This is a genomic window from Ramlibacter paludis, from assembly GCF_022012305.1.
Lineage (GTDB): Bacteria > Pseudomonadota > Gammaproteobacteria > Burkholderiales > Burkholderiaceae_C > Ramlibacter > Ramlibacter paludis.
Window position 1 is genome coordinate 494441 of sequence record NZ_JAKLTM010000001.1, and the last position, 24199, is coordinate 518639.

Below are 24199 nucleotides of genomic sequence, written 5' to 3' on the forward strand. Positions count from 1 at the left end.
ACGAAAAAGCGGCGCGCATCCGAAGATGCGCGCCGCCTTTCAAGCTGGCCAGGGCCGCAGAGCCCCAGCTAGACGCGAAGCGCCGGCTTAGTTGCGGTCGGCCTTGGCGACCACGGTCGGCTCGGGAGCCGGGGCGGCGCCCATCGACTGCTGTTCCACCACGACGGGGGCCTGGGCGACCACGGGGGCCGGGGTCTCGACGATGGCGGTGCGCTCTTCCACCACGGACTGCGCGGTGTAGACCTGGTCGATCATGCCGGGCACGCCGGTCTCACCCATGGAGGTGAGGTGGGTGCTCTGCTGGCCGGCGCCGAGGGCGGGGTTGGTGATGAACGGGTTGGGCGGAACGCCCTGCGCCATGGCGACACCGAGGACGGCGACAGCGGACGCACCAGCGATGACACCAGCGATTTTTTTCATGACAGCCATTGCAACTTCTCCTAACGTGATTTGTGAACTGTGATCCTGCAGGCACTGAAGCCAGCGATACGTAGAGTAGTGAACCGGCAATGGCCGGCGAGTCAGCGTGTCGCGGCACCTCGTGTCGGGTCGCGTCCGGGCCGGCGTCGGCGATTCCGCGCCGCACTCGTCCGATGAGGCCTACAAGTTCCGTGCGAAACGCACGTGCAGGAAAACCGCGTAACGAGGTGTTGGGCGCCTTGACAAAACTTCATCCGCTCGCCGTGAGGCCGCAGGTATCATTCCCACATGCTCGAGCAACGGATACAGCAGAACTTCATCGACAGCGCCGACCTCAAGTACCAGGCGGCGCAGACGCTCAGCAAGCCCATCGCGCAGGCGGTGCAGGCTGTGCTCGCTTGCGTCACCAGCGGGGGCAAGGTGCTGGCCTGTGGCAACGGTGGCTCTGCCGCCGACGCGCAGCACTTCTCTGCGGAATTCGTCGGCCGCTACGAGCGTGAGCGGCCCGAGCTCGCGGCGATCGCACTGACGACCGACAGCTCCATCCTCACCGCGATCGCCAACGACTACGACTACAACCGCATCTTCTCCAAGCAGGTGCGCGCGCTCGGCCAGGCCGGCGACGTGCTGCTGGCGCTGTCCACCAGCGGCAACTCCGCCAACGTGCTGGCCGCGATCGAGGCCGCGCACGAGCGCGAGATGACCGTGGTGGCGCTCACCGGGCGCGGCGGCGGCAAGATGAACGGCGTGCTGCGCGAAACCGACGTGCACATCTGCGTGCCGCACGAACGCACCGCGCGTATCCAGGAAGTCCACATCCTCGCGATCCACTGCATCTGCGACGGCGTCGACGCGCAGCTGCTCGGCGACCAGGAACCCACCCCATGAAGTTGCGTCCCTCTTCCCTGGCCACCCGCGTGCTGGCCGCCGCCCTGCTGGGCGCCACCCTGGCCGGCTGCGCGCCGCTGATCATCGGCGGCGCCGCCGTCGGCACCGCCATGATGGCCACCGACCGCCGCAGCTCCGGCGCGCAGATCGAGGACGAGTCCATCGAGATCCGCGCGGCTTCGCGCCTGCGCGATGCGCTCGGCGACCGCGTCCACATCAACGTGACGAGCTACAACCGCCAGGTCCTGCTGACCGGCGAAGTGCCCAGCGATGCGGCGCGCCAGCAGGCCGAGCAGCTGGTGAGCCGCGTCGACAACGTGCGCGGCGTGAGCAACGAATTGGCGGTCCTGCCGGCCAGCTCGATGACGCAGCGTTCGGCGGACACCTTCATCACCGGCCAGATCCGCGCTTCCTACGTGGACGCAGCGGACCTGCAGTCGAACGCCTTCAAGGTCGTGACCGAACGCGGCACCGTCTACCTGATGGGCCGGGTTTCGCAACGCGAGGCCGACCGCGGCACGCAGATCGCCCGCCAGATCGGTGGCGTGAACAAGGTGGTGCGGATGTTCGAGGTGCTGACGCCGGAAGAGATGCGGCAACTCGGGCTGACGCCGCCGGGCGCCGCGCCGGCAGCGGCCGTGGCACCGGCGCCGGCCCCTGCGCCCGCGCCGGCCGCGCCGGCTGCCACCGCGCCGGCTCCGGACGCCGGCGGCGTGGTCGTGTCCCCGGTGCGCTGAACTACCGCAAGCGCTTGATCAGGCTGGACGTGTCCCAGCGGTTGCCGCCCAGCGCCTGCACGTCCGCATAGAACTGGTCCACCAGCGCCGTCACCGGCAGCCGCGCGCCGTTACGCTTGGCTTCGTCCAGCACCAGGCCCAGGTCCTTGCGCATCCAGTCGACGGCGAAGCCGAACGCGAACTGGTCGGCGATCATCGTCTTGCCGCGGTTGTCCATCTGCCAGCTCTGGGCGGCACCCTTGCCGATGACTTCCAGCACCTGGTTCATGTCGAGGCCGGCTTTCTGGCCGAAGGCAATGGCTTCCGACAAGCCTTGCACCAGGCCGGCGATGGCGATCTGGTTGACCATCTTGGCCAGCTGGCCCGCCCCGCTCGCGCCCAGCAGCGTGCAGGCGCGCGCGAAGCTCATCACCACCGGCTTGATGCCGTCGAAGGCGGCGGGCTCGCCGCCGCACATCACCGTCAGCAGGCCGTTCTGGGCGCCGGCCTGGCCGCCGGAGACGGGGCCGTCGATGAATTGCACGCCGCGCTTCGCGGCTTCGGCCGCGAGTTCGCGCGCGACGTCGGCCGATGCGGTGGTGTGGTCGACGAACACCGCGCCGGACTTCATGCCGGCCAGCGCACCCTGCTCGCCCAGCACCACCGAGCGCAGGTCGTCGTCGTTGCCGACGCAGCAGAACACGATGTCGCAGCCGGCGGCCGCTTCGCGCGGCGTGGGCGCCGCCTTGCCGCCGAACTCGGCGACCCAGGCATCGCGCTTGGGCGCGCTGCGGTTGTAGACGGTGACGGCATGGCCGGCCCGGGCCAGGTGGCCGGCCATGGGAAAGCCCATCACGCCGAGGCCGAGGAAGGCGACCTTGCGGGCCGGCGTGGGTTCGTAGGTGCGGGGGTTGGTGCTGCTGCTCATGGGGGCGAACTTTAACGGGTTCGCCCCGCTGGCGTCAGACGATGGCCAGGTGCTCGGTGCCCGCGGACAGGTCCTGCGTCTTCGCGCGCTGGCTGTTCAGCTTGATCTGCAGGCGCAGGTCGTTCACCGAGTCGGCGTTGCGCAGCGCATCTTCGTAGCTGATGACGTTGTTCTCGTACATGTCGAACAGCGCCTGGTCGAAGGTCTGCATGCCCAGGTTGCGGCTCTTCTTCATGATCTCCTTGATCTCGGAGACCTCGCCCTTGAAGATCAGGTCGGAGATCAGCGGGGAGTTCAGCATGATCTCCACCGCCGCGCCGCGGCCCTTGCCGTCCTGCTTGGGCACCAGGCGCTGCGAGATGAAGGCCTTCAGGTTCAGCGACAGGTCCATCAGCAGCTGCGGCCGGCGCTCTTCCGGGAAGAAGTTGATCACGCGGTCCAGCGCCTGGTTGGCGCTGTTGGCGTGCAGCGTGGCCATGCAGAGGTGGCCGGTTTCGGCGAAGGCGATCGCGTGTTCCATGGTCTCGCGGTCGCGGATCTCGCCCATCAGGATCACGTCGGGCGCCTGGCGCAGCGTGTTCTTCAGCGCGGCTTCCCAGCTGTCGGTGTCGAGCCCCACTTCGCGCTGCGTCACCACGCAGTTCTTGTGCGGGTGCACGAATTCCACCGGGTCCTCGATGGTGATGATGTGGCCGTAGCTCTGCTCGTTGCGCCAGTCGATCATGGCCGCCAGCGTGGTCGACTTGCCCGAGCCGGTGGCGCCCACCAGCACGACCAGGCCGCGCTTGGACATCACCACGTCCTTCAGCACGGTGGGCACGCCCAGCTTGTCGATGGTCGGCAGCACCTGCGGGATCACCCGCAGCACCATGCCCACCTTGGCCTGCTGCACGAAGGCGTTGACGCGGAAGCGCCCCACGCCCGGCGGCGAGATCGCGAAGTTGCACTCCTTGGTGCGCTCGAACTCGGCGGCCTGCTTGTCGTTCATGATCGAACGGGCCAGCGCCAGCGTGTGCGAGGCGTTCAGGGGCTGCGGCGACACCTTGGTCACCTTGCCGTCCACCTTGATGGCCGGCGGGAAATCGGCCGTGATGAAGAGGTCCGAGCCGTTGCGGCCCACCATCAGCTTCAGCAGGTCGTTGATGAATTTTGTTGCCTGGTCGCGTTCCATGATGGAACTCCTTCCTGAAACGGCTTAGCCTGGGAAATTCTCGGGGATCTTGGCCTTGCTGCGCGCTTCGGCCGGACTGATCATGTTGCGCTTGACCAGCTCCGTCAGGTTCTGGTCCAGCGTGATCATGCCCACGCTGTTGCCGGTCTGGATGGCGGAATACATCTGCGCCACCTTCGCTTCGCGAATCAGGTTGCGGATGGCCGACGTGCCGATCATGATCTCGTGCGCCGCCACGCGGCCGGCGCCGTCCTTGGTCTTGCACAGCGTCTGCGAGATCACCGCCTGCAGCGACTCCGACAGCATCGCGCGGACCATTTCCTTTTCCTCGGCCGGGAACACGTCGATGATCCGGTCGATGGTCTTGGCGGCGCTCGAGGTGTGCAGCGTGCCGAACACCAGGTGGCCCGTTTCCGCGGCGGTCATCGCCAGGCGGATGGTTTCCAGGTCGCGCATTTCGCCCACCAGGATACAGTCCGGGTCCTCCCGCAGCGCGGACTTCAGCGCCGCCGCGAACGACAGCGTCATCGGGCCCACTTCGCGCTGGTTGATCAGGCACTTCTTGGACTCGTGCACGAATTCGATCGGGTCTTCCACCGTCAGGATGTGGCCGTACTCGGTTTCGTTCAGGTGGTTGATCATCGCCGCCAGGGTGGTCGACTTGCCCGAGCCCGTCGGGCCCGTGACGAGCACCATGCCGCGCGGCTTGAGCGCGAGGTCCTGGAAGATCTTGGGCGCGTTCAGCTGTTCCAGCGTGAGGATCTTGGACGGAATCGTCCGGAACACGGCGCCGGCGCCGCGGTTCTGGTTGAAGGCGTTGACGCGGAAACGGGCCAGGCCTTCGATCTCGAACGAGAAGTCGACCTCCAGGAACTCTTCGTAGTTCTTGCGCTGGGTGTCGTTCATGATGTCGTACACCATGGCGTGGACCTGCTTGTGGTCCATCGGATCGACGTTGATGCGGCGCACGTCGCCGTGCACCCGGATCATCGGCGGCAGCCCCGCGGAGAGGTGGAGGTCGGAAGCCTTGTTCTTGACGCTGAATGCCAGCAGCTGGGTAATATCCACGAATCCCTCTTATGTATGACCCCTCCCGCGGCGGCACCTGCCGGGGATGGCCGGTCCATTATGACCACGATTGCCAGCAACCTCCAGCGGGTGCGCGAGCGCGTCGCCCAGGCATGCGCGCAGGCCGGACGCCACGTGAACGAAGTCACGCTGCTTGCCGTGTCGAAGACGTTCGGGCCCGACACCGTGCGCGAAGCCCATGCCGCGGGCCAGTTCGCCTTCGGCGAAAACTACATCCAGGAAGCCGTGGAGAAGATCGCCCTGCTGGCGGACCTGCCGCTGCAATGGCATTGCATCGGCCCGATCCAGAGCAACAAGACGCGGCTGGTGGCGGAGCACTTCGACTGGGCGCACACCGTGGACCGGCTGAAGATCGCCGAGCGGCTTTCGCAGCAGCGTCCCGCCGGCCTGCCGCCGCTGCAGGTCTGCCTGCAGGTGAACGTCGACGGCGGCGCCACCAAGTCCGGCGTCGCGCCGGAGGAAGCCGCGGCCCTCGCGCATGCGGTGGCTGCCTTGCCGCGGCTGCAGCTGCGCGGCCTCATGACGATTCCGGAACCGGCCGAGGATTTCGAGGCGCAACTGGCAGTGCATCGCAAGGCGCGCGCGCTGTTCGAGGCGCTGCAGGCCGAGGGCCTGGCGCTGGACACGCTCTCGATGGGAATGACGGCGGACCTGGAAGCCGCGATCCACGCCGGCAGCACGATGGTGCGGGTGGGGACCGCGATCTTCGGCGGCCGGAAGCAGGAACTGGATCCCGGGTCAAGCCCGGGATGACTTCGTCACTTCTTCGGCGGCGCGACCGGCTTGATGCTGCCGCAGTCGGCGGACAGCCACTTGCCGGCGGCATCCATCTCCATCGTCTCGGGCTTGCCCTTGGCGCTGGTGTTGATGACCATGTGGCTCTTGTAGGCCTCACTGCCCATGAAGGTGAACTCGCCTTCGCCGCTGGAGGGCGGCTTCGTGCAGGTGAAGGCCATCTTCATCGTGTTGCCGCTGCGCTGCTGCTTCGTCATGGTGCAGCCTTCCTGCATCGGCACGTCGTTGCGTTCGACCATCTCCTTGGTCATGCACATCTGCATCGTCATGCCGCCGCCGGCCGCCGGCCCCGCCATGCGCATGCCGCGCTGAGCCATCATGGCTTCCATCTGCTTGCGCTGGTCCGGGGGCATCGAGGCGAGCTGCTGCTGCATGTCCGCCATCGCCTTGTCCATCTCCCCGCTGCCCTTCATCTTGTTGCTGATTTCCCACAGCCCGGGCTTGAGCTGCTGGGCGCCGGCCGGCAGGCAGGCCACCGCGAGGGCCGCGGCAACGAGGAGGAGAGGCATGCGCATGGAGTGCTCCTGGAGAAAGCGCCGATTCTGCCGCCGCGTAGGCTAGGCCATCAAGGGCGCGGGTCCACTCAAAAGGGGGAAATCGGTGTGGCGGGGCTCTTCCATCGCTTCCACCGCCTCCGCCTCCCCGCCTTCCACCTTGAACCTGGCCACCGTCTGCACCAGCACCTGCGCCTGCTGCGCCAGGTGTTCGGCGGCGCCGGCGGCCTGTTCGACGACCGTGGTGTTCTGCTGGGTGTTGCCTTCCATCTGGGCGATGGCGCGGTTCACCTGTTCGATGCCCGCGAGCTGTTCGGCGCTGGCGTGCGCGATCTCGGCCACCAGGTCGTTCACCTTCTGCACCGAGGCGACGATTTCGTCCATGGTGCGCCCGGCCGTTTCCACCTCGCGCACGCCGCCGGCGACGCGTGAAGTCGATTCCTCGATCAGCGCCTTGATCTCCTTGGCGGCGGTGGCGGAGCGCTGCGCCAGCGAGCGCACTTCGGAGGCCACCACCGCGAAACCGCGGCCCTGCTCGCCCGCACGCGCGGCTTCGACCGCGGCGTTCAGCGCCAGGATGTTCGTCTGGAAAGCAATGCTGTCGATCACGCCGGAGATGTCGGCGATGCGGCTAGACGACTGGTGGATGCCCTGCATCGTGGCCACCACGCCGCGCACCGCTTCGCCGCCGCGGGTGGCGATGGTCGACGTGCCTTGCGCCAGCTTGTTGGCCTGGCCCGCGCCGTGCGCGTTCTGCTGCACGGTGGCCGTGAGTTCCTCCATGCTGGAGGCGGTCTCTTCCAGGCTGGCCGCCTGGTCCTCGGTCCGCGCCGCCAGGCTGACGTTGCCGCGTTCGATCTGCTGCGCGCCTTCGCGCACGCCCAGGGCGGCGGTGCGGATGTCCTTCACCGCGTCGGCCAGCGACATGCGCATCCACTCGAGCGCCCCGACCAGCTGCGCGATCTCGTCGTTGCCTTCGTATTCGACTTCCTGGCTCAGGTCGCCCTGCGCCACCTTCAGCGCCGCCTCGCGCGCGGCGTGCAAGGGCTGCACCACGCCGCGCGTGGTGAAGAAGGCGATGCTGCCGCCGACGACCACGGCCAGCAGCGTCAGGCCGGCGACGAAAAGCAGCACCATGCGCGAGCCGGCGCGGTTGCGTTCGACGGAGCCGCGCGCCTCGGCGATGGTGGCGCGGGTGAAGTCGCGCAACTGGTTCTGCAGGTCCTGCTGGCGCGGCGCCACCGTCTGCGCGACGAAGGCCTTGGCCTCCTCGAACTGGGCGTCGCCCACCTTGACGTGGACGGCCCTTTCCATGTCGGCCAGCTCGCGCTCGAGCGCGACGACCTTCTGCGCGGTTTCGCGCGAGGCGTTCACCTGCGAAGCGGCGGAGAGCGTCTCGAGCCGCCTGGAGGCGTCGACGCGGGCCTGCGTGTTGGCGTCCAGCCGCGTCTGCAGCTCGCGCCGCACGGCCGGGTTGTAGGTCATGACCAGGTCGCGGAGCATCACCGCGCGCTGACCCGCAATGTCCTGCACCTGCCCGATCGCATCGAGCAGGCCGATGCTTTCGCTGACGAGCCCGTCAGCCTGGCGTTGGTAGGTTTGCAGACGGTCGAGGCTGACACCCGCGACCAGGAGCAGCAGGGCCAGGATCAGGCCAAAGCCACACCACAAGCGGGTGGCGATGCCCCGCGTCTGGAAAAAGCGCATGCGCATGAAGATCAGGCCGACCTGGATCACAGGCGGCCTGTAACTGTGTGTTTCGGTCGCCTGGAATTTGCATCAAACCAGGAGGCCGCGCAAGCGCTGTCGCGCAACTACAACGCGCAAGCGTGGAGGAATGCGCGCTCAGCCCTTCAGGAGGTTGCGCGACACCTGGTCGCGCTTCGGGTCGCCCAGCAGGTCGACCGCGGAAGGCAGGTTGCCGTCATAGCGGCCGAGGACGTCCTGCAGGGCCTGCAGGGTGCGAGCGAGCTGGTCGTCGGCGCCCTGGCCCAGCTGCGAGCGGGCGTCTTCCAGGGCGCGGAACAACAGGGCGCGGGTGTTGCCGCGGATGACCAGGTTGCCGTCCGCCTGCCAGATCGCCTTGTGCATGTATTTCATGAAGCATCTCCGTGGGATGCATCAAGGATGGACGCGGAGCCGGCTTCGCGCTGTGGGTCCGGCGAGCCTGATGGGGCCGGTGGGCGTCGGGCTCAGGCGTCGGAACAGGCGTCACCGCCGTGTTGCTTTCTGGAAGGCCGTGTCGGCGGCCTCCTGCATCAGTGGGCGCCGGCGGCGGCCTCGCTCGCGCCCGGCCCGGTGGCCTTCTGCGGCTGGGTCAGCCAGACCAGGGGGATCAGGCAGAGGAACAGCACCGCCGAACCCAGGAAGATGTCGTTGGCGGCCATCATGAAAGCCTGCTGGTCGACCAGCCGGTTCACCTGCGCCAGCGCCTGCTCTGCCGACAGCCCCGCGGCCTGGAGCCCGGCCAGCGCCTGCTGCGCCGCCACGCTGCCGGCATTGACCGATTCGGCCAGCTGCGCGTGGTGCAGCGCCGCGCGGCTTTCCCACAGCGTCGTCGACACCGAAGTACCGATGGCGCCGGCGGTGATCCGCACGAAGTTGCTCAGGCCCGAGGCCGAGGGCATGCGGTCCGGCGTCATGCCCGACATCGTGATCGTCATCAGCGGGATGAAGAAGAAGGCCATCGCCACGCCCTGAACGATGGTCGGTATCAGGATCGTCCGCATGTCCGCCTGGGTGCTGAAGTTGGATCGCATCCACAGCACCAGCGCGAACACCAGGAACGCGAAGGTCGCGTAGCGGCGCGGGTCCACCTTGGCGATGGTCTTGCCGACGATGGGCGAGAACACCAGCGCCAGCAGGCCCACCGGAGCGGTGACCAGGCCCGCGTCGGTCGCCGTGTAGCCCATGAACTGCTGCAACCACAGCGGCAGCAGCACCACGTTGCCGAAGAAGAGGCCGTAGCCCACCGACACGCTCAGCGTGCCGGCCCAGAAGTTGCGGCGCTTGAACAGGCGCAGGTCCACCACGGGGTGCTTGTCGGTCAGTTCCCAGATCAGGAAGAAGGCGAAGCCCACCACCGCGGTGACCGCCAGCCCCACGATCAGCTGCGAGTGGAACCAGTCGTTCTCCTTGCCCAGGTCCAGCATCATCTGCATGCAGCCGATCCACAGCACCAGCAGCGCGAGGCCGACGCGGTCGATCGGCAGCGCGTGCCGCACGCTCTCGCGCTTGTGGTAGATCGCCCAGGCGCCGAAGGCCGCGACGATGCCCACCGGGATGTTGATGTAGAAGATCCACGACCAGGTGATGTTGTCCGTGATCCAGCCGCCCAGCAGCGGGCCCATCACGGGCGCGACCAGCGTGGTCATCGACCACAAGGCCATGGCCAGCCCCGCCGCGGCGCGTGGATAGCTGGAAAGCAGCAGCGTCTGCGAAAGCGGGATCATCGGCCCGGCCACGAAGCCCTGCAGCGCGCGGAAGCCGATCAGCATCGGCATGCTCGGCGCCAGGCCGCACAGCCAGGAGGCGATGACGAACAGGATGACGCTGCCGACAAACAGGCGCACCTGGCCGAAGCGCTGCGACAGCCAGCCGGTGAGCGGCACCGCGATCGCGTTGGCGATGGCGAAGCTGGTGATGACCCAGGTGCCCTGGTTCGGGCTGACGCCGAGGTCGCCGGCGATGGCCGGCAGCGAGACGTTGGCGATCGAGGTGTCCAGCACGTTCATGAACGTGGCCGCGGACAGCGCGATCGTGCCCCACAGCCGCGCCGAGCCTTCCAGCGGCGGGTGCGGCAGGGCCGGCGCGTTGGTCGCCATGGCTTAGCGCGTGGTGGACGAGGCGGCGACGGCGGCACCCATCACGGCGTGCGCGACGGGCGTGGCCTTGGCGGTGCTCGCGCGCTGGGCGGTGGCGGTGGCAGCCGGCGCGCGGCCGGAGTTCTGCGCAATGACACGGCGCACTTCGGCGGCGGCGCCGTCGTCCTGCTTCGCATACACCTGCGTCTGCGAGGTCGAGCCGCCGCGCGGCGCGTCGGCCAGCGTCTTGCCGTCCTGCTTGCTCACGTCCACCTTGGCGTCCATCGACAGGCCCACGCGCAGCGGATGCGCGGCGAGTTCCGACGGGTTCAGCGCGATGCGCACCGGCACGCGCTGCACCACCTTGATCCAGTTGCCGGTGGCGTTCTGCGCCGGCAGCAGCGAAAAGGCCGCACCCGTGCCGACACCCAGGCCGGCGACCTTGCCCTGGTATTCCACCTTCTTGCCGTACACGTCGGCGGTCAGGGTCACCGGCTGGCCGATGCGGATCTTGCGCAGCTGCACTTCCTTGAAGTTGGCGTCGACCCAGACCTGGTTCAGCGGAATGATCGACATCACCGGCGTGCCGGCCGCGATGCGCTGGCCCAGTTGCACCGTGCGCTTGGCGACGTAGCCGTCGACCGGCGCCGGCAGCGCGGCGCGCTGCTGCGCCAGCCAGGCCTCGCGCACCTTGGCGGCGGCGGCCTGCACCTGCGGGTGCTGCTCGACGTCGGTGCCCGAGGTCATGGCCTGGTTGCTGGCCAGTTGTTCGCGCGCGCCGACCACGGCCGCCTGCGCGGCGACCAAGCTGCTGCGCGCGGCGCTCAGCTGCGACTGCGTGTGGTTCAGTTCTTCCTTCGACACGGCGCCGGTGGACACCAGCGCGGCGCGACGGTTGTAGTCGTCGGTGGCGCGCGCGACTTCGGACTGCGCCTTGGCCACGTCGGCCTCGCGCAGCGCGATCTGCGCCGACAGCGAGCCGTTGTTCGCGTAGAGCGTGCGCACCTGGCGGACCGTCTGGCCCAGGGCCGCCTCGGCCTGGTCGAGCGCCACCTGCGCATCGGCCGGATCGAGGTTCACCAGCGGCTGGCCGGCCTTCACGAAGTCGGTGTCGTCGGCGTGGATCGCCAGCACCGTGCCGCCCACCTGCGGCGTGATCTGGATGACGTTGCCCTGCACGTAGGCGTTGTCGGTGTCTTCGTAGTGGCTGGCCACCAGCCATTCGTAGGCGACCCAGCCGAGGCCGCCGACGACGACGATCGCGGCCAGGGCGGTGAGGGCTTTCCTGCGCTTGGGATTGCCGTTCTGGGCCGGCAGGGTTTGGACTTCGCTCATGGTGTTTCTCTCGGGAAGGTGTTCAGTGGGCGGCGACGGTGGCATCGGCGGAGTAGCCGCCACCCAGGGCGCGGTAGAGGGCGACGCGCGAATCGAGCACGCGGGCGGCCAGGTCGACGCCGAGGCGGCGCTGGTTCAGCACGGTGGTCTCGGCGGCCAGCACGTTCAGGTAGGTGCCCAGGCCGGCCTGGTAGCGCTGCACCGCGATCTGGTACGCGCCTTCGGCGGCCTGCTCGGCATCGCGCTGTTCCTTGCGCTGCTTCTCCAGCGACTGCAGGCTGCCGACCGCGTCGGCCGCTTCATGCACCGCTTCCAGCACGGCGCCGTTGTAGCTTTCGATGGCGGCGTCGAGGTCGGCCGTCTTGCCCTTGAGGTTGGCGCGCAGGCGGCCGGAGTCGAAGATCGGCAGCCGGATCGCCGGGCCGAAACCGTATTGCAGGCTGCCCATGTCGATCAGGCGGCCGAGGCCGATCGTCGACAGGCCGAGGAAGCCCACCAGGTTGATGTTGGGATAGAACTGCGCCTTCGCGTTCTTGATGTCCTCACCGGCGGCTTCCACGCGCCAGCGCGCGGCGGCCACGTCGGCGCGGCGCGCCAGCAGGTCCACGGGCAGCGCCGGCAGGCTGGTGCTGGCCGGGATCGCCTTGATGGCGGGGACGGCGGCGAGTTCGGGCACGTCGGGCTTGCCGACCAGCGCCGCCAGCGCGTTGCGCGCGGCCTGGCCCTGCTCCTGCAGCGCCTCGACCTGCTGCCGCGTCTCGGGCAGCGCGCCTTCGCTCTGGCGCAGTTCCAGGTTGGTGTCGAGACCGGCGCCCACGCGCTGGCGCACCAGCTGCAGCTGCTGGCCGCGCTGCTCCAGCGTGCGCTGCGCGACGGCGAGCTGCTCCTTCACGCGCACCAGCTGGAAGTAGCTGCGCGTTACGTTGGCGGCCAGCACCACGCGGGCGGCATCGACGTCGGCCTGCGCGGCACGCGCCGCACCCAGCGCCGCTTCGAGCGCCGCCTTGTTCTTGTCGAAGAAGTCCAGCTCCCAGCTCGCGTTCAGCTGCAGGGTGCCGCTGTCGTTGACCGAGCCGGCCAGCGGCGGCGGATAGAGGCCGTTCTCGGTATAGAGCTGGCGCGTGACGTCCAGGCTGCCGTTCACCTGCGGCATGCGCGCGGCGTTGGCGGTCTCGGTCACGGCTTGCGCGCGGCGCAGGCGGGCCTGGGCGACGCCCAGCGATGGGTTGCCGCGCAGCGCTTCCTCGATCAGCGCATCGAGCTGCGGATCCCCAAACTCGCGCCACCACTGCGGCGAAACGGCCGGCACATTGGACGATGCGGGTTCGGCAGCGGCCGCGGACGTGCGCATCTGGGCCTGCGGCTCGATGCCGGAGAAGCTGGCACAGCCGGCCAGCAGCAAAGCGGCGGCCAGACCGGCAAGGCGCCGGCCGGAACGGAAGTCGGTCATTCGGTTTCTTCTTTCGTGGCTTCGCCCTGGCGGGCGAGGGCGTTGTCCAGGACGCGGCGCAGCAGGTCCTTGAGCTGCTCCCACTCCGCCACGCTGAGAGGCTGCAGGAACTTGTTCTGCACCTGGCACAGCACCTTCGGAATCTGGTTCGCGGTGGCCCGGCCTTCCTCGGTCAGTTCGAGGTTGACCACGCGCCGGTCCTGCGAGGAGCGGACGCGGGCGATCAGCCCCTTGGCCTCCATCCGGTCCAGCAGGCGCGTCATGGCGCCGGCGTCGAGGTTGCATTCGCGCGCCAGCTCGGCCACCGTCGACGCGATGCCCTGCTGCAGCTTGAACAGGGGAATCCACTGCGCGTGGGTGAGCCCCTGGGGCTCCAGGGCGAGGTCGACGTCCGCCGCCATGCAGGCGAGGATGCGCTTCATCAGGTAGGCAGCGCTCTCGTCCGGGTTGTAGCTGTCCGGGCGGTAGAACTCCTTGGGCTTGGCTGGCGTCATGGAGCCCGGATAATACTTGCCTAGGCAAATATTGTCAAGGCTTCCATTGCCCGGGCAATCAACTCAGCCGTGCTACCAGCGCTCGCGCAAGTCCCGCTTCAACACCTTGCCGATGTCGCTGCGCGGCAGTTCCGGCAGGTAGCGCAGCCCCGCGAGGCGCTGCGTCTTGCCCAGTCGCTCGTTGGCCCAGGCGCGCAAGGCCTCGGGGTCCGGCGCCTCGTCGCGCGGCACCACGAAGGCAACCGGCGTCTCGCCCCACTCCGTCGAGGGCACACCCACGACGGCCGCGTCGGCCACGCCCGGATGCTGGCGCAGCACACCCTCGAGGTCGCTCGGGTAGATGTTGAAGCCGCCGCTGATCACCATGTCCTTGCGCCGGTCCATCAGCGTGAGGAAGCCGTCCGCGTCGAAGCGGCCGACGTCGCCGGTGCGGATGAAGCGCTGCCCGTCCGCGTCGTACCACTCGGCCTCGCGCGTCTTCGCCGGCTGGTTGTTGTAGCCGGTCATCATCGAACCCGAGCGCCCGACGACTTCTCCGATCTCGCCGGGCGCGACCTGCCTGCCCTCTTCGTCGATCAGGCGGATGTCGTGGCCCTCCGCCGGCTTGCCCACCGTGGCCAGCTTGTCGGGGAAGTTGTGCGCCTCCAGGATGCAGGTGCCGCCGCCTTCGGTCATGCCGTAGTACTCCACCAACCCGCCCGGCCAGCGGGCCAGCACGTCGGCCTTCAACGCCGCCGCGAAGGGCGCGCTGGTGCAGAACTTCATGCGAAAGCGCGACAGGTCGTACCGGTCGAACTCGGGATGCGCCATCAGCCGCGCGTATTGCACCGGCACCAGCATCGCGTGCGTGGCGCCGGTTTCCTCGGCCAGCTTCAGGTAGGCGCCCGGGTCGAAGCGGCCCTGCGTCAACACGACGCAGCCGCCCTTGGCCAGGCAGGGGAACACCGCGACCAGCGTCGTGTTGGAGCACAGCGAGGTCGCGACCAGCGCCACCGCGTCGGGCCCATAGCCGTAGTTCTCCGCGCGCGCCACGTGCGCCCAGCGCATCTGGTACGGCTGAACGATGCCCTTGGGCGTGCCGGTCGTGCCGGAGGAATAGATGATGTTGAACGGCCAGTCCGGCTGGATCGCCACCGGCTTGGGCTGCGCGCCGGCCGGCAGCAGCCAGGCGCGCAAGGCCTCCGGATCGTCCAAGCGAATGCACGGCACCTGCGTCTCCAAGGCCGGCACGCTGGCATCGGTGAAGAAGAGCTTCGCGCCGCTGTCCGCCAGCATGCCGGCCAGCTGCTGCGGCAAGGCGGTGTTGGGCAGCGGCGCCACGGCCGCGCCCGCGCGCAGGCCGCCGAGGAACAGCACCAGGTAGTCGATCGAATTGGCGCCGCAGATCGCGACGCGATCGCGCGGCTGCACGCCATCGCGCTGCAGGCTCGCCGCGACGCGCGCGACCGCTGCCTCGAGCTCGTCCCAACGCAGGCTGCGCTCGCCCTGGCGCACCGCGAGGTGGCGCGGATGCTTGCGCGCGAGTTCGCGCAGGACGTCGGGGATGGCGCGGAAAGGGGGCAGGCCTGGGGCGGTCAAAGGGCGGGTCTCCAGTTTTTTCGACTTTATGGCACAGCCGGCGGGAGCCTGGGCGGCAGAGAAACGGGCTCGCGCCGGTGTCTGGAATCGCGTCAGGCTAGGCGCAGCCGACGCCGTGTGGTCAACCACTCAAGGAGGCTGTAACGACGCATGGCGCGATTCCAGGCACCGGCCCGAAGGGTTGGGCCTGCAAGGGGGCGTATGCGGCGTTGCGAAATCGGGTCAAGCCGCCCAGGCTTGACCCGATTCCGCGCCTTGCCTCCACCCCCTTGCAGACCCAACGCGGGCCCGTTTCTCTGCCGCCCAGGCTCCTAGAGCTCCTCGCTCCATTCGGCGCGCTGGGGCGCCGGCTTGCGGAACACCACTTCCCCGGTCGGCACGTGGACCACGCGGATTTCGCCACGGCCGGTCATGCCCTTGGCGGCCAGGCTGACGGCGAGGTCGCGGTTGCTGACCGCGAACTGGGTGGCACCGTCCGCGGCAAGGAATCGGGCGGCAAACGGCTGGCTGCTTTCGATCCGGTACTCGGCGGCTGTCATCGAAGCTCTCCTGTGACTGCTTGCTTGGGATTCATCCTAGGGGCCAAAAATGGCGGCGCCGTGACGTCCTTGCAAGACCGGGGTGTCACCTGTAACGCGCTGCAATGGTGCATTGCAGCGTCCGCGCCACAACCGTGGCTACCGTCTGTAGGCGCAAGCCGCTCCGTCCGTAGGACTTTTTGCCGGGCAGCCCTTGACCCGTCCGGAACGGTTGTTACAGAATGTTTGTCAGTTTGTAACAAAGTCGTCCGGAGGTCCCTTGTCCCATCCCCAGCGCCAGCGCTCTCCCGCGATCCTGGCGTCCTGGCTGCAACGCGTGATGGCACGGGCGACCCGGCACCTGCCGGCCCTGTCGGCGCTGGGCGCCCAGCTGCACCAGCACGCCGCCTGGCATGCCGGCGGCCTCCAGTCCAGCCTGCACGCCCTGCACGACAGCGTGACCGCCGTCGAGTGGACGCCGATGACCTCGCCGGCCGACGCGCAGGCGGCCCGCGCCAAGCTCGCCATCGACGCCTCCATCGTCAAGGACTGCGCGGACCGCGCGCTGCAGGACGGCGAGACCTTCCTGCAGCGCAGCTCCACCGGCGCCACCCGGCTGGCCCCCCTGCTGGCGGATTTCCTGCAGGAATTCCGCGCGCTGGAAAAGGTGGTCGATCGCTGCGGCGACTGGCTGGAACAGATGGAAGAGGGCATCGCCCAGCGACGCGAGGATGCGGACGGCGAAGACCTGGAGACCCTGGACGCGCTCGCCGAACGCGCCGGCCAGTTGCGCAGCCGGCTCGCCTTGCTGCAGGCGGTGGACCGCAGCGCGCGCAACGTCCATGCCCTGGCCGACAACCTGGCCAACACCCGGCCCAAGCTGGCCGAGGCGCTGGAAGGCAAGATCAAGCCCTCGTGCGTGCTCCTCGGCGCGCGCGCCGACCACATCCTGAACGCCGGCGCGCCTTCGAGCCGCGCCGCCACCACCCTCGCCGGCGCGCGCAGCGACGCGCAGATCTGGGCGACGCAGGCGATGTCGCTGGCGCTGCGGGTGCAGACGGCCCAGGAGAGGCTGGTGCGGGAAGCGGCGGCCTTGCGGCACCGCTGCGGCCTGATGCCGCAGGCGGGGCACGACCTGGACCGGCTGGACGGGGCGCGCCTGAAGCTGCGCCGGGCGGCGGAGCTGGCCACGAATTGACTGGTGCCTCCGGCGGGAATCGAACCCACATCTAGCGCTTAGGAGGCGCTCGTTCTATCCATTGAACTACGGCGGCGGGGCCCGATTGTAGGGCGTCGCTATTTGGACAGCAGCCGCATCGCCTCTTCCAGCCCCTTGATCGTCAACGGATACATCCGCTGGTTCATCAACTGCTGGATGACGGAGATGCTCTGGCGGTACTGCCAGACGCCTTGCGGCTCGGGGTTGATCCAGGCGAACTTGGGGAAGGCGTTGGTCAGGCGCTGCAGCCATTCGGCGCCGGCTTCCTCGTTGTTGTATTCGACGCTGCCGCCCGGCTGCAGGATCTCGTAGGGGCTCATCGTCGCGTCGCCGACGAACACCAGCTTGTAGTCCTTGTTGTACTTGCGGATGATGTCCCAGGTCGGGAATTTCTCGCTGAAGCGGCGCCGGTTGTTCTTCCACATGAAGTCGTAGACGCAGTTGTGGAAGTAATAGAACTCCAGGTGCTTGAACTCCGCCTTCGCCGCCGAGAACATCTCCTCCACGCGGTGGATGTGTTCGTCCATGGTGCCGCCCACGTCCATCAGCAGCAGCACCTTCACGTTGTTGTGCTTCTCCGGCACCATCTTGATGTCCAGCCAGCCCGCGTTGGCGGCGGTCGAACGGATGGTGTCGTCGAGGTCCAGTTCGTCGGCCGCACCCTCGCGCGCGAACTTGCGCAGGCGGCGCAGCGCGATCTTGATGTTGCGCGTGCCGAGTTCCTGCGTGTCGTCGTAGTCCTTGTAGGCGCGCTGGTCCCACACCTTCACCGCGCTCTTGTTGCGGCTCTTGTCCTGCCCGATGCGGATGCCCTGCGGATTGACGCCGTAGGCGCCGAAGGGCGAAGTGCCGCCCGTGCCTATCATCTTGCTGCCGCCCTCGTGGCGCTTCTTCTGCTCCTCGAAGCGCTTCTTCAGCGTCTCCATGAGCTCGTCCCAGCCCATCTTCTCGATCTTCGCCTTCTCCTCCGGCGACAGTTCGAGCTCGAGGTTCTTGCGCAGCCACTCCAGCGGCACGTCCTTGGTGAAGTCGGCGATCAGCTCCACGCCCTTGAAGTAGGCCGCGAAGGCGCGGTCGAACTTGTCGTAGTGCTTCTCGTCCTTCACCAGCGCCGTGCGGGCGAGGTAGTAGAAGTCGTCGATGGAATACGCGCCGTCGCTTTCCGGCCCGACCACGCCTTCCTTGAGCGCCTCCACCAGCGTGAGGTACTCCTTGACCGAGACCGGCAGCTTCGCGCTGCGCAGGGTGTAGAAGAAGTCGATCAGCATGGCCTCAGCCTCCGCCGAGCCGCCTCAAGGAGGCTGAAGCCCCCTCGGGGGGCAGGGAGTACACGAAGTGACGAGCGTGGGGGCTCACGTTCCCTCCCGCGGCCTGGACAGCTGGTACAGCAGGTGCGCCTGGATCTCCGGCCACTCGCCGCGCGTCACGCTATAGAGCACGGTGTCGCGGATGGTGCCGTCGCGCCGCATGGCATGGCCGCGCAGCACGCCTTCCTTCTTGGCGCCCAGGCGTTCGATCGCGCGCTGCGAGGCGAAGTTGAAGTTGTCGGTGCGCCAGCCCACCACGCCCGCGCCCAGCGTGTCGAAGGCGTGCCGCATCAGCAGCAGCTTGGCCGTGGTGTTGAGCGCGGTGCGCTGGCGGCTCTTCGCGTACCAGGTGTAGCCGATCTCCAGGCGCTTCACTTCCGGCAGGATGTCGTGGTAGCTGCTGGTGCCCAGCACCTGGCCGCTGGCGGCGTCGAGCACGGCGAAGGCCACGCGCTTGCCTTCCTCGTCCATCCGCAGCGCATCTTCGATGTACTTGCGGGTGTCTTCCGGGCGCGGCACCGAGGTGACGCGGATGTTCCAGAGTTCGCCGTCGGCCGCCGCGGCGCGCAGGCCGGCTTCGTGTTCCAGCGCCAGCGGCACCAGGCGGACGCCACGGTCCGCCAGTTCCACGGGCTTGACCCAGGACTGGCCCATCGCGGTCCCCTCAGCGGTTGTGGCGCTGCATGAAGACGAGCTTCTCGAACAGCGTCACGTCCTGCTCGTTCTTCAAGAGCGCGCCCACCAGCGGCGGCACCGCCACCTTGTCGTCCTTGCTTTGCAGCGCCTCGGTGGGGATGTCCTCGGCGACCAGCAGCTTCAGCCAGTCCAGCAGCTCGGAGGTGCTGGGCTTCTTCTTCAGGCCGGGCAGGTTGCGCACGTCGTAGAAGGTCTTCATCGCCGCGGCCAGCAGTTCCTGCTTGAGGCCGGGGAAGTGGACGTCGACGATGCGCTTCATCGTCTCGGCGTCCGGGAACTTGATGTAGTGGAAGAAGCAGCGGCGCAGGAAGGCGTCGGGCAGCTCCTTCTCGTTGTTGGAGGTGATGAACACCAGCGGCCGGTGCTTGGCCCGGACCAGCTCGCGCGTCTCGTAGACGTAGAACTCCATGCGATCGAGTTCGCGCAGCAGGTCGTTGGGGAATTCGATGTCGGCCTTGTCGATCTCGTCGATCAGCAGCGCGACTGGCTGGTCCGCCGTGAAGGCCTGCCAGAGCACGCCCTTGACGATGTAGTTGTGGATGTCCTTGACCTTGGCGTCGCCCAGCTGCGAGTCGCGCAGGCGGCTGACCGCGTCGTACTCGTACAGGCCCTGCTGCGCCTTGGTGGTCGACTTGATGTGCCACTGCAGCAGCGGCATGTCCAGGGCCTGGGCCACTTCCTCGGCCAGCATCGTCTTGCCGGTGCCCGGCTCCCCTTTCACCAGCAGCGGACGCTTGAGGGTGATGGCCGCGTTGACTGCCAGCATCAGGTCCTGCGTGGCAACGTAGTTCTGGGAGCCTTGGAACTTCATCGTGGTCGGGGGAGGAAAAAGGCGGCGGGGAGGCCCCGATATAATCGCCGGTTGATCGAAAGAAACTGACCTCCGTCGGATTGTGCGCGCAAAATGAACAAGTTGTTGAACACGCTTTTCGCCCTGTCTGTCGCTTGCGCGACCAGTGTCGCAATGGCCCAGGCACCGGCCGCTTCGGCCCCCGCCGCCGCTTCCGCGCCCGCCGCTGCGGCGGCTCCGGCGGCCCCCGCCGCCCCGGCGGCCAAGCCGGTGGCCCAGGCCGCGAGCCCCAAGTCGCTGGAGGCCAAGACGGCCATGTGCTACGGCTGCCACAACATCGTGGGCTACCAGGCGAGCTTCCCCGAGGTCTACAAGGTTCCCAAGCTGGGCGGCCAGAGCGCGGGCTACATCGCCGCGGCGCTGAAGGCCTACCAGGGCGGCGAGCGCAAGCACCCGACCATGCGCGGCATCGCCACCTCGCTGAGCGACCAGGACATCAACGACATCGCCGCCTTCTACGAGAAGCAGGGTGCCCCGGCCAAGGCCGCCGACAAGGCCAGCCGCGAGCCCGACGCCCAGGTCGCCGCGCTCCTGAACAAGGCCGCCTGCGCGTCCTGCCACGGCGCCAACTTCTCCAAGCCGATCGCGCCCAACTATCCCAAGATCGCGGGCCAGCACGCCGACTACCTGTTCGTCGCGCTCAAGTCGTACAAGACCGAGAACAACCCCGGCGTCGGCCGCAGCAACGGCGTGATGGGCGCCATCGCCAAGCAGTTCTCCAACGCCGAACTGAAGGTGCTGGCCAAGTACGTGGCGTCGCTGGACGGCGAGCTGCAGACGGTGCCGGAACCCAAGCTGCACCAGTCGCACTGACGCCGACGCGTCAATGAAGAAGGGCCCCGCGGGGCCCTTTTGCTTTTGGGTGGCTCAGTCCTTCGTCGCCCGCCGCTGCACGCAGGCCACGTACGCATCCCCATCCGGCGGCCGCCCGGCGCGCTGGCTCTCCCACAGCATCTGTCCCAGGCATTCCATCGCCTCGTGGTGCGCGTCGTGCAGGGAGTTGCGGCGGGCGGCCAGCAGCTCCACGGCCTGGCGGATGCCGCGCGGCTGGTCGATCGAACACTGCTCGCTGATCGACAGGTGCATCGACAGGTGCAGGAAGGGATTGCTCGCGCCGCCGGATCCGTCGTAGACGCGCGCCACCGCCGCGTCGGCGTCGGCCAGGTCGGGGTCGTATTCGGGGTGCTGCTTCAGCCATTCGCTGGCCAGCGTTTCCAGCGCGTCGAGGATCTGGCCCGCGCGCGCCTTCGCGTGCACGCCGCAGAAGAAGCGGCGCACCTCTTCCTGGGAGGGATTGAACATAGCCGGACAGCGTAGCACGGGGAAAGTCTGTAGACACCCGGGCGCCATCCGCAGACAGAATGGCCCGGCAACGGCCGCACCAAGCATGCGGCGTGAGTGCTTTCTACTTCGGAGACAAACCCATGAAGTCCTGGAAATCCGCATTCCTCGCCCTGGCCGCCACCGTGGGCCTGGCCCTCGGCGTGCAAGCGCAGAACATCTCCATCGCCACCGGCGGCACCGGCGGCGTGTACTACCCGATGGGGGGCGGCCTCGCCGCGGCTCTCTCCAAGTACGTGCCCGGCATGCAGGCCACCGCCGAAGTCACCGGCGGCTCGGTCGACAACCTCAAGCTGATCGGCAGCGGCAAGCCCTACGTCGGCTTCAGCATGACCGACGCGGCCCAGGACGCCTACAAGGGCGAGGACAAGTTCAAGGGCAACAAGGTGCCGCTGCGCACGCTGATGGTCCTGTACCCCAACCGCATGCACGTCGTGTCGGTCGAGGGCAAGGGCATCAACAAGTTCAGCGACCTGAAGGGCAAGCGCGTTTCCACCGGCTCGCCGGGCAGCGCCACCGAGGTGATGGCCTTCCGCCTGATCGAGGCGGCCGGCATGGACAAGGACAAGGACCTCAAGCGCGAGCGCCTGGGCGCCGCCGAATCGGTGAACGCCATCAAGGACGGCAAGATCGACGCCTTCTTCTGGGTCGGCGGCCTGCCCACCGCCGCCGTGTCCGACCTCGCCAACACGCCCGGCACGAAGATCAAGATGGTCGACCACAGCGAGCTGGTTTCCGCCATGAACAAGAAGTGGGGCAACCTCTACGTCGAGGACACCATCCCCAAGGACGTGTACCGCGGCATGGACCACGACAACAAGCAGGCCACGGTGATGAACATCCTGGTGGCGCACGAGAACATGGACGAGAAGACCGCGTACAACATCGTCAAGACCATCTTCGACAAGAAGGCGGACCTGGTCGCGGTGCACAAGGAAGCGGAGAACTTCAAGCTGGAGAACCAGAAGAACGCCGCCTCGCCGATTCCCTTCCATCCGGGCGCGATCAAGTACTTCGCGGAAAAGGGCATCAAGCTGAACTGACGCGAACCGCCCAGAAAAAATGACACAACGCCAGGCGGGGAACCAGGCCGAGAGGGTGGCGGTCAGCGAGGCCGTGAGCGAAGCCGCGCTGCAGAAGGCCGAGGAATACATCGAGCAGGAGGAAGGCGCCGCCAACAAGTTCAAGGGCTTGATGGCGGTCTTCATCACGCTCACGGCGGTGGTGATGTCCGCCTTCCACCTCTACACGGCCTATGCCATCGTGCCCACGCAGACGCTGCGGCCGGTGCACGTGGCCTTCGTGCTGTTCCTGTCCTTCCTGGTGTTCCCGGTGGCCGCGCGCTACCGGCACCGCACCATGTGGTGGGACTGGATCGCGGCGCTGCTGTCGGTGGCGGTCGCGGTCTACCTGATCCAGGGCGGCGACGACATCACCGACCGCAACACCTCGCCGCTGCCCTGGGACATCTTCTTCGGCATCTGCCTGGTCGGGCTGGTGCTCGAAGCGATGCGCCGCACGGCCGGCTGGATCATGCCGGCGATCTGCTGCGCCTTCATCGCCTATGCGCTCGCCGGCCCGTTGCTGCCCGCGCCGTGGACGCACAAGGGCTACGAGGTCGGCCGCCTGGTCGGCGTGATGTACATGACGCTGGAAGGCATCTACGGCACGGCCGTCGACGTCTCGTCCTCGCTGATCATCCTGTTCACCATCTTCGGCGCCTTCCTGCAGTATTCGGGCGCGGGCAAGTTCTACATCGACTTCTCGTTCTCCGCGATGGGCGGCAAGCCGACCGGCGCCGGCCGCACGGTGGTGCTCGCGTCCTTCCTGCTGGGCGGCCCTTCGGGCTCGGGCGTGGCGACCACCGTGACGCTGGGCTCGGTCGCCTACCCCATGCTCGCGAAAGTGGGCTACGAGAAGAACGCCGCCGGCGGGCTGCTCGCGGCCGGCGGGCTGGGCGCGATCATCTCGCCGCCGGTGCTGGGCGCCGCGGCCTTCCTGATCGCCGAGTTCCTGAAGATCTCCTACCTCGACGTGCTGCTGATGGCGTGCATCCCCACGCTGCTGTTCTACTTCGCGCTCTTCCTCATGGTGGAGATCGACGCGCGCAAGTACGGCATGGGCAACACGGTCTTCGAGAAGGCCGACACGGTCTGGAACCTCACGCGCAAGTACTGGTTCCACTTCCTGTCGCTGGTGTCCATCATCTTCTTCATGATGTGGGGCTTCTCGCCGGTGCTGTCCGTGTTCTGGGCCACGGTGGTGTCCTTCTTCACCAGCTTCCTGCGGCGCGACACGGCGCTCATCCCCTACGACAGCTTCCGCGGGCCGGGCATCGCGAAGAAGCTGTGGAACTCGCCCTTCATCAAGGCCATGGAAGGCGGATCGATCGGCGTGCTGAACGTGGCCGCGACCTGCGCAGGCGCCGGCATCATCGTCGGCGTCGTGACGCTCACGGGCCTGGGCCTCAAGTTCAGCACCATCGTCATCGACTACGCCAACGGCTCGCTGCTGCTGACGGCGATCTTCACCTCGCTGGTGGTGTGGATCGTCGGCCTGGCGGTGCCGGTCACAGCCTCGTACATCATCTGCGCGGTGATCGCGGCGCCGGCGCTCACGAAGCTGGGCGTGCCGGACTTCGCGGCGCACATGTTCATCTTCTACTACGCGGTGCTGTCCGAGGTGTCGCCGCCGACCGCGCTGTCGCCTTTCGCGGCGGCGGCCATCACCGGCGGCGATCCCTACAAGACCACGCTGCAGTGCTGGAAGTACACCGTGCCGGCCTTCCTCGTCCCGTTCGTGTTCGTGCTGGACCCGAGCGGACAGGGCCTGCTGCTGATGGGATCGAGCAAGGCGCTGGCCCATGCCGACTGGTGGTCGATCGCGGAAGTCACCATCACCTGCGCGCTGGGCATCGCCGCGCTGGCCGCCGGCTTCCAGGGCTGGGCCTTCCGCAAGACCAGCCGGCTGGAACGCGTGCTGCTGATCGTGGCCGGCTTCGCACTGGCCTATCCCGGCTGGATCGCCGACCTGGTGGGCATCGCGCTGGTGCTGGCGGTGCTGGCGATGCAGCTGATGCGGCCGGTGCCGCAACCGGCGTAGCATCG

General features: G+C 67.9%; 24 protein-coding genes and 1 tRNA gene. 7 read left to right on the plus strand and 18 right to left on the minus strand.

Features of this window, described 5'->3' with window-relative positions; all coding sequences use genetic code 11:
• Positions 1 to 87: 87 nt before the first annotated feature.
• Positions 88 to 420, minus strand: a complete 333-nt coding sequence (locus tag LZ009_RS02565) for a hypothetical protein (RefSeq protein ID WP_275696304.1) — start codon at positions 418 to 420, stop codon at positions 88 to 90.
• A 288-nt stretch (positions 421 to 708) separates the two neighbouring features.
• Here LZ009_RS02565 and LZ009_RS02570 point away from each other — a divergent pair, with 288 nt between their 5' ends.
• Together LZ009_RS02570 and LZ009_RS02575 are read left to right on the plus strand one after the other, a co-directional pair.
• On the plus strand, positions 709 to 1308 hold the full coding sequence (locus tag LZ009_RS02570) for a phosphoheptose isomerase (RefSeq protein ID WP_275696305.1): 600 nt from the start codon (positions 709 to 711) through the stop codon (positions 1306 to 1308).
• Positions 1305 to 2045 (plus strand): BON domain-containing protein, encoded by a 741-nt coding sequence (locus LZ009_RS02575; RefSeq protein WP_275696306.1) that lies wholly within the window; start codon positions 1305 to 1307, stop codon positions 2043 to 2045. Before LZ009_RS02570 ends, LZ009_RS02575 begins: the two co-directional genes overlap by 4 nt.
• A gap of 1 nt (position 2046) precedes the next feature.
• Here the strand turns inward: LZ009_RS02575 and LZ009_RS02580 are convergent, their stop codons facing one another.
• Genes LZ009_RS02580 through LZ009_RS02590 form a run of 3 tightly spaced genes read right to left on the minus strand, consistent with a single transcriptional unit; the run spans position 2047 to position 5191 of the window.
• Complete coding sequence (locus LZ009_RS02580) at positions 2047 to 2952, minus strand: NAD(P)-dependent oxidoreductase (RefSeq protein WP_275696307.1); 906 nt, start codon at positions 2950 to 2952, stop codon at positions 2047 to 2049.
• A 34-nt stretch (positions 2953 to 2986) separates the two neighbouring features.
• On the minus strand, positions 2987 to 4123 hold the full coding sequence (locus LZ009_RS02585) for a PilT/PilU family type 4a pilus ATPase (RefSeq protein WP_275696308.1): 1137 nt from the start codon (positions 4121 to 4123) through the stop codon (positions 2987 to 2989).
• A 24-nt stretch (positions 4124 to 4147) separates the two neighbouring features.
• Positions 4148 to 5191: a type IV pilus twitching motility protein PilT gene (locus LZ009_RS02590; RefSeq protein ID WP_275696309.1), complete on the minus strand. Its 1044-nt coding sequence runs from the start codon at positions 5189 to 5191 to the stop codon at positions 4148 to 4150.
• A 60-nt stretch (positions 5192 to 5251) separates the two neighbouring features.
• Between LZ009_RS02590 and LZ009_RS02595 the strand changes: the two genes are divergently transcribed.
• Positions 5252 to 5965 (plus strand): YggS family pyridoxal phosphate-dependent enzyme, encoded by a 714-nt coding sequence (locus LZ009_RS02595; protein ID WP_275696310.1) that lies wholly within the window; start codon positions 5252 to 5254, stop codon positions 5963 to 5965.
• A 5-nt stretch (positions 5966 to 5970) separates the two neighbouring features.
• Here the strand turns inward: LZ009_RS02595 and LZ009_RS02600 are convergent, their stop codons facing one another.
• From LZ009_RS02600 to LZ009_RS02640, 9 genes are all read right to left on the minus strand, one after another.
• Positions 5971 to 6522, minus strand: a complete 552-nt coding sequence (locus tag LZ009_RS02600) for a DUF3617 domain-containing protein (RefSeq protein WP_275696311.1) — start codon at positions 6520 to 6522, stop codon at positions 5971 to 5973.
• Between the two features lie 42 nt (positions 6523 to 6564).
• The gene (locus LZ009_RS02605; protein ID WP_275696312.1) at positions 6565 to 8238 is read right to left on the minus strand and encodes a methyl-accepting chemotaxis protein; all 1674 of its coding nucleotides are present in this window, start codon (positions 8236 to 8238) and stop codon (positions 6565 to 6567) included.
• 108 nt (positions 8239 to 8346) lie between these two features.
• Positions 8347 to 8601: a hypothetical protein gene (locus LZ009_RS02610; protein WP_275696313.1), complete on the minus strand. Its 255-nt coding sequence runs from the start codon at positions 8599 to 8601 to the stop codon at positions 8347 to 8349.
• Between the two features lie 158 nt (positions 8602 to 8759).
• Entirely contained in the window at positions 8760 to 10325 is a 1566-nt protein-coding gene (locus LZ009_RS02615) for a DHA2 family efflux MFS transporter permease subunit (RefSeq protein WP_275696314.1), read from the minus strand.
• Positions 10326 to 10328: 3 nt separating this feature from the next.
• Positions 10329 to 11639, minus strand: coding sequence for an HlyD/EmrA/EmrK family protein (locus tag LZ009_RS02620; protein WP_275696315.1), 1311 nt, complete (start codon positions 11637 to 11639; stop codon positions 10329 to 10331).
• Between the two features lie 22 nt (positions 11640 to 11661).
• The gene (locus LZ009_RS02625; protein WP_275696316.1) at positions 11662 to 13089 is read right to left on the minus strand and encodes an efflux transporter outer membrane subunit; all 1428 of its coding nucleotides are present in this window, start codon (positions 13087 to 13089) and stop codon (positions 11662 to 11664) included.
• Positions 13086 to 13583, minus strand: coding sequence for a MarR family winged helix-turn-helix transcriptional regulator (locus LZ009_RS02630; protein ID WP_275696317.1), 498 nt, complete (start codon positions 13581 to 13583; stop codon positions 13086 to 13088). Before LZ009_RS02630 ends, LZ009_RS02625 begins: the two co-directional genes overlap by 4 nt.
• A 72-nt stretch (positions 13584 to 13655) precedes the next feature.
• Entirely contained in the window at positions 13656 to 15161 is a 1506-nt protein-coding gene (locus LZ009_RS02635; RefSeq protein WP_275696318.1) for a class I adenylate-forming enzyme family protein, read from the minus strand.
• 311 nt (positions 15162 to 15472) lie between these two features.
• Positions 15473 to 15700 (minus strand): hypothetical protein, encoded by a 228-nt coding sequence (locus LZ009_RS02640; protein WP_275696319.1) that lies wholly within the window; start codon positions 15698 to 15700, stop codon positions 15473 to 15475.
• Positions 15701 to 15959: 259 nt separating this feature from the next.
• On the opposite strand from LZ009_RS02640, the gene LZ009_RS02645 reads away from it, so the two are divergent.
• Positions 15960 to 16877: a hypothetical protein gene (locus LZ009_RS02645; protein WP_275696320.1), complete on the plus strand. Its 918-nt coding sequence runs from the start codon at positions 15960 to 15962 to the stop codon at positions 16875 to 16877.
• A gap of 1 nt (position 16878) precedes the next feature.
• Here the strand turns inward: LZ009_RS02645 and LZ009_RS02650 are convergent.
• The 4 genes from LZ009_RS02650 to LZ009_RS02665 form a co-directional block, all read right to left on the minus strand.
• Positions 16879 to 16953 (minus strand) — tRNA-Arg (locus LZ009_RS02650).
• A 22-nt stretch (positions 16954 to 16975) separates the two neighbouring features.
• Positions 16976 to 18166 carry a vWA domain-containing protein gene (locus tag LZ009_RS02655; protein ID WP_275696321.1) on the minus strand — a complete coding sequence of 397 codons (1191 nt, stop codon included), beginning with the start codon at positions 18164 to 18166 and terminating at the stop codon, positions 16976 to 16978.
• Positions 18167 to 18250: 84 nt separating this feature from the next.
• The gene (locus LZ009_RS02660; protein WP_275696322.1) at positions 18251 to 18859 is read right to left on the minus strand and encodes a GNAT family N-acetyltransferase; all 609 of its coding nucleotides are present in this window, start codon (positions 18857 to 18859) and stop codon (positions 18251 to 18253) included.
• A 10-nt stretch (positions 18860 to 18869) separates the two neighbouring features.
• Positions 18870 to 19712, minus strand: a complete 843-nt coding sequence (locus tag LZ009_RS02665; protein ID WP_275696323.1) for an AAA family ATPase — start codon at positions 19710 to 19712, stop codon at positions 18870 to 18872.
• 153 nt (positions 19713 to 19865) lie between these two features.
• Here LZ009_RS02665 and LZ009_RS02670 point away from each other — a divergent pair, with 153 nt between their 5' ends.
• Entirely contained in the window at positions 19866 to 20564 is a 699-nt protein-coding gene (locus LZ009_RS02670; protein ID WP_275696324.1) for a c-type cytochrome, read from the plus strand.
• 54 nt (positions 20565 to 20618) lie between these two features.
• Here the strand turns inward: LZ009_RS02670 and LZ009_RS02675 are convergent, their stop codons facing one another.
• A complete protein-coding gene (locus LZ009_RS02675; RefSeq protein ID WP_275696325.1) occupies positions 20619 to 21053 on the minus strand; it encodes a DUF1841 family protein in 435 nt (144 codons plus the stop codon).
• Positions 21054 to 21175: 122 nt separating this feature from the next.
• On the opposite strand from LZ009_RS02675, the gene LZ009_RS02680 reads away from it, so the two are divergent.
• Both LZ009_RS02680 and LZ009_RS02685 read left to right on the plus strand, forming a co-directional pair.
• A complete protein-coding gene (locus LZ009_RS02680) occupies positions 21176 to 22135 on the plus strand; it encodes a TAXI family TRAP transporter solute-binding subunit (RefSeq protein ID WP_275696326.1) in 960 nt (319 codons plus the stop codon).
• Between the two features lie 19 nt (positions 22136 to 22154).
• Positions 22155 to 24194: a TRAP transporter permease gene (locus tag LZ009_RS02685; protein WP_275696327.1), complete on the plus strand. Its 2040-nt coding sequence runs from the start codon at positions 22155 to 22157 to the stop codon at positions 24192 to 24194.
• Positions 24195 to 24199 lie beyond the last annotated feature (5 nt).